Here is a 3,624-nt window from a genome sequence, read left to right as displayed (position 1 = left end):
CCCCCGAAGAAGCGCATCCCCAAGAAGATCCCCCGCGGCATCAACGAACGCCGCCTGGAGAACAAGAAACGCCGCAGCGCGGTAAAACGCCAACGCACCAACCGCTGGGACTAACCGTCCTCCGGCGCTTCGTAGCGGGCGACGATCGCAGAGGCCCGGTCGCGCAACGCGATGCGCAACCACTGCGGAGCCAGCGCCTCCGCACTCATGGCGAGCTGCCAAAGCGCCCATTCGGCATGCCTCGGATCCTGAAAGGTGACCTCCATCCGCAGCCACCCGTCCGCGTCGGTTTCCTCGGTGAGGACGGCCAGCGCGGTGCCCACCAACTCCTCCCGCCGCGCCGGATTCACCCGCACCTCCACGGCGACTTGGTCGCCGCCGGTCCGGAACCGCGTGCTGCGTTCCTGCCACGCTTGGTCCAGATCGACCCGGTCTGGACGCTCCGCGGGTTCGTCGAGCTCCTCCGCGGCCAAGATCCGGGACATCCGGTAGGTGCGGTCCGCACCAGACCTCGTGGCCAGCAAGTACCCCTGCTCGCGCACGGTGACCAGGCCGATCGGGTCCACCGTCCGCCACTTCGGAGCCTGGTTCACAGCCGCGTACTGGATGCGCAGCTTGTGCCCGGCGAACACCGCACGCCGGACCTCGGCCACAACAGCGTCGGGCACATCATCCGTGACCAGCCGACGCGAGAGGAGGTCGGTCTCGGGGTCGATGAGCAGCCGCTGCGCCGCGTCGGCCGCGGTGTTCCGATAGCTCTCGGGAAGCGCGTCCACCACCTTGAGCATGGCCGAAGCGAGCGCCGAGCCGAGACCGAAAGCCTGCGCCCCCCGCCGCGATCCCGCGATCAGCAGGGCGAGCGCTTCATCATGATTCAGCCCGGTCAGCTCGGTCCGGAAGCCGGGCAGCAACGCGAACCCACCGTGCCGACCACGTTCGGCGTAGACCGGGACGCCGGCCGCGGACAGCGCCTCGATGTCGCGCAGGACGGTACGAGTGGACACCTCCAGCTCGCGGGCCAGCGCCGCCGCCGACAACCGACCATGCTGTCGCAGCAGCAGCACCAGCGAGACCAACCGGTCGGCGCGCATCCGAAAACTCTACCGAAATATACGACACAGGATGTCGTGATTTGTTGGCAGGCTCATCACCACGTGCTTTCAACGAATCGAATGGAGCTGATAGGGCTATGGAGCGAACGGCGGTCAACCCGTGGGCGTGGTCGGTGGAGCTGGGATACAACCAGGGCGAGATCGTCTCCGGGCACACCCGGACGCTGTACTGCGCCGGGCAGACCGCGATGAGCGGCGACGGCAAGCCCCAGCACGCCGGTGACATGGCGGCGCAGTTGGCGCTGAGCCTCGACAACCTGGAGGCCGTGCTCGGCGAGGGCGGGATGTCTCTGGCGAACCTCGTCCGGCTCAACGTCTACACCACCGACGTCGATCGGCTCTTCGAGCACTACGGCGTCCTGGCGTCGCGGCTGGGCGCCGCCGGGGTGGCGCCGTCCACGACGATGCTCGGGGTGACACGGCTGGCGATCCCCGACCTGATGGTCGAACTCGAAGGAACCGCCGTCGCGTGACGCGACCTCGCCGCCTCCGGCAGACCCGCCGGAGGCGGCGCAAGCAGCAGGCAGGCGATGATGCTCAAAATGGTGACGATCGGCGTATATGGCTTCGACGCCGAATCCTTCCTGCAGCAACTGCGGCAAGCGGACGTCCGCCTGCTACTCGACGTCCGCCAACGCCGCGGTGTCCGCGGCCCCGACTACGCCTGGGCGAACTCACTCCGCCTCCAGGCCGCCCTCGCCCAGGCCCGGATCGCCTACGAGCACCACCCCGAACTCGCCCCGACCACCGAACTACGCCAACTCCAGTACGCCGAGGACGACCGCCAAGGGGTCGGCAAGCGCTCCCGCCGCGAACTCTCCGCCGAGTACACCCACCGCTACACCACCGAGATCCTCGACCACGCCGACCTGACACCCATCGTGTCGGCAATGCCCAGCAACGGAACCGCAGCCCTCCTCTGCGTCGAACGCACCCCCGAGGCCTGCCACCGCTCCCTAATCGCCCAACGCCTAACCGAACACCACCCCCTCACAACCACCCACCTACACCCGCTGTAACACCGAAACTCCCCAACCGCCGTCCACCGGGCCTGCCCGCGACCACACGGACCAGCGAGTCTGCATGCTCTAGGCTGGCTTCATCACCATGCGGGGCCTCGTCGTCATAGGAACCCACCGGCGAGTGGACGTGGTCGTTCGCATCCCCGGTGTCAGCTGATCGCCAAGGACGGAACATGAGGGCATACGAGCGATTGCGCCCGACGGCGGTAGCCATCATGGAGCAACTGGACGCTTACGGCGTGGAGCTGGACGACCAGGGGGTTCACGTCATGATGAGTCCGGTCAACCGGCACGAGCTGGCGATCTCACGCCTGCTGCGGCAACTGCTCCCCCAAGTCGGGCCGGAAATGATCGCGCATTCCGGGACGCCGGAGATAGACGATCCCGCTACAGGCAGATTGCGCAGGCCCGACCTGGTCGTCGTCCCCGAAGCCGCACTGGCTCGGCCCGGCCTGACGTATCTTCGGCCGGAGGACGTGGAACTGGTCGTTGAAGTCGTCTCGGCGCCCAATCCCGAGAACGACTATGAGCACAAGGCGGCTGATTACCCCGCGATGGGGATCCCGACCTACGTGATCATCGATCCGCGCAAGTCGACCGTGACCATCCTCAGCGATCCCGGGCCCACTCCAGAGGGGACCCGCTACCGCACCCGGCACGATCATGTGTTCGGAGACCAGATCACCGCCGGCGGCTACGCGATCGACAGCAGCGCCTTCCTCCCCTACGAGGACGCCTGACCGCACGACCTTCCTCCCTCTAAGTGATCACCTGGACACAGAGAGTGTCGGGTCTGTGGGAAGATGTGACTCCCCCGTCCGGCGAACGCGCCGGGAAGATTGAGGAGAGGTAGCATCACCGTCATGGCATCGAAGCCCCTCGAACAGGTCACCCTCGCCGACCTGGCCACCAAGGACGACCTCAAGAAGCTTGCCACCAAGGACGACCTCAGCCGGGAGATCGGCTTGGTCAGGCGGGACCTCGGCTCGGCCGTCAACCTGATCATGGGTGAACTCGGCAAGCAGGCGGCGCGCCAGGAGGAGACGAGCAGGGTTCTGGCGCGGCTGGTGGCCAAGTCCGAGGGTGTGACGCAGTAGGAGCCCCTGCGCCCTAGCCCCCGGGAATCCATTCCCGGGGGCATTGTTGTGTCGGTGTGGGGCTGAGATAAAAGACGGCACTGATTGGAATAAATGGCGCGGTCTATATGGGTGCGCAATGGACACCCTGTGGCTTTGGCGTGATGATTGTGGAATGCGGCAGGGGACGTTTCATTACGCTACGGTCCGGCGGAGGAGCCTGGGTGGGCTGCTCGGGTATGCCAAGGAGCGGCTGTGCCTGGTTGTGTCCAATGTGCGCTTCCCCCCGTAGCGTGGAGACCTGAACCAGAGAGATGGTTGGGTCGTGGGAGACAAGAGACGCCGGTTCGATCCGGAGTTCCGTGAAGGAGCGGTGCGGATCGTCAAGGAGACCGGCAAGCCCGTCGCGCAGGT

Annotated in this window: 5 protein-coding genes; 4 read left to right on the top strand and 1 reads right to left on the bottom strand. The window is 66.4% G+C overall.

The genetic code is table 11. The features are described from left to right. Window positions 1-110: 110 nt before the first annotated feature. A complete protein-coding gene (locus tag E1287_RS42485; protein ID WP_131971696.1) occupies window positions 111-1,091 on the bottom strand; it encodes a WYL domain-containing protein in 981 nt (326 codons plus the stop codon). Window positions 1,092-1,189: 98 nt separating this feature from the next. Here E1287_RS42485 and E1287_RS42480 point away from each other — a divergent pair, with 98 nt between their 5' ends. From E1287_RS42480 to E1287_RS42465, 4 genes are all read left to right on the top strand, one after another. Further along, entirely contained in the window at window positions 1,190-1,585 is a 396-nt protein-coding gene (locus tag E1287_RS42480) for a RidA family protein (protein WP_131971694.1), read from the top strand. Window positions 1,586-1,654: 69 nt separating this feature from the next. After that, a complete protein-coding gene (locus E1287_RS42475; RefSeq protein ID WP_207934808.1) occupies window positions 1,655-2,131 on the top strand; it encodes a DUF488 domain-containing protein in 477 nt (158 codons plus the stop codon). Between the two features lie 176 nt (window positions 2,132-2,307). Continuing rightward, window positions 2,308-2,874, top strand: coding sequence for a Uma2 family endonuclease (locus tag E1287_RS42470; protein WP_131971692.1), 567 nt, complete (start codon window positions 2,308-2,310; stop codon window positions 2,872-2,874). A 123-nt stretch (window positions 2,875-2,997) separates the two neighbouring features. Beyond that, window positions 2,998-3,231, top strand: coding sequence for a hypothetical protein (locus E1287_RS42465; protein ID WP_131971690.1), 234 nt, complete (start codon window positions 2,998-3,000; stop codon window positions 3,229-3,231). Window positions 3,232-3,624: the final 393 nt, after the last annotated feature.

The sequence above is a fragment of the Actinomadura sp. KC06 genome, assembly GCF_004348735.1.
In the GTDB taxonomy this organism is placed as follows: domain Bacteria; phylum Actinomycetota; class Actinomycetes; order Streptosporangiales; family Streptosporangiaceae; genus Spirillospora.
Note: the sequence above shows the minus strand (reverse complement) of the source record. Positions and strands in the feature narration are given on the sequence as shown.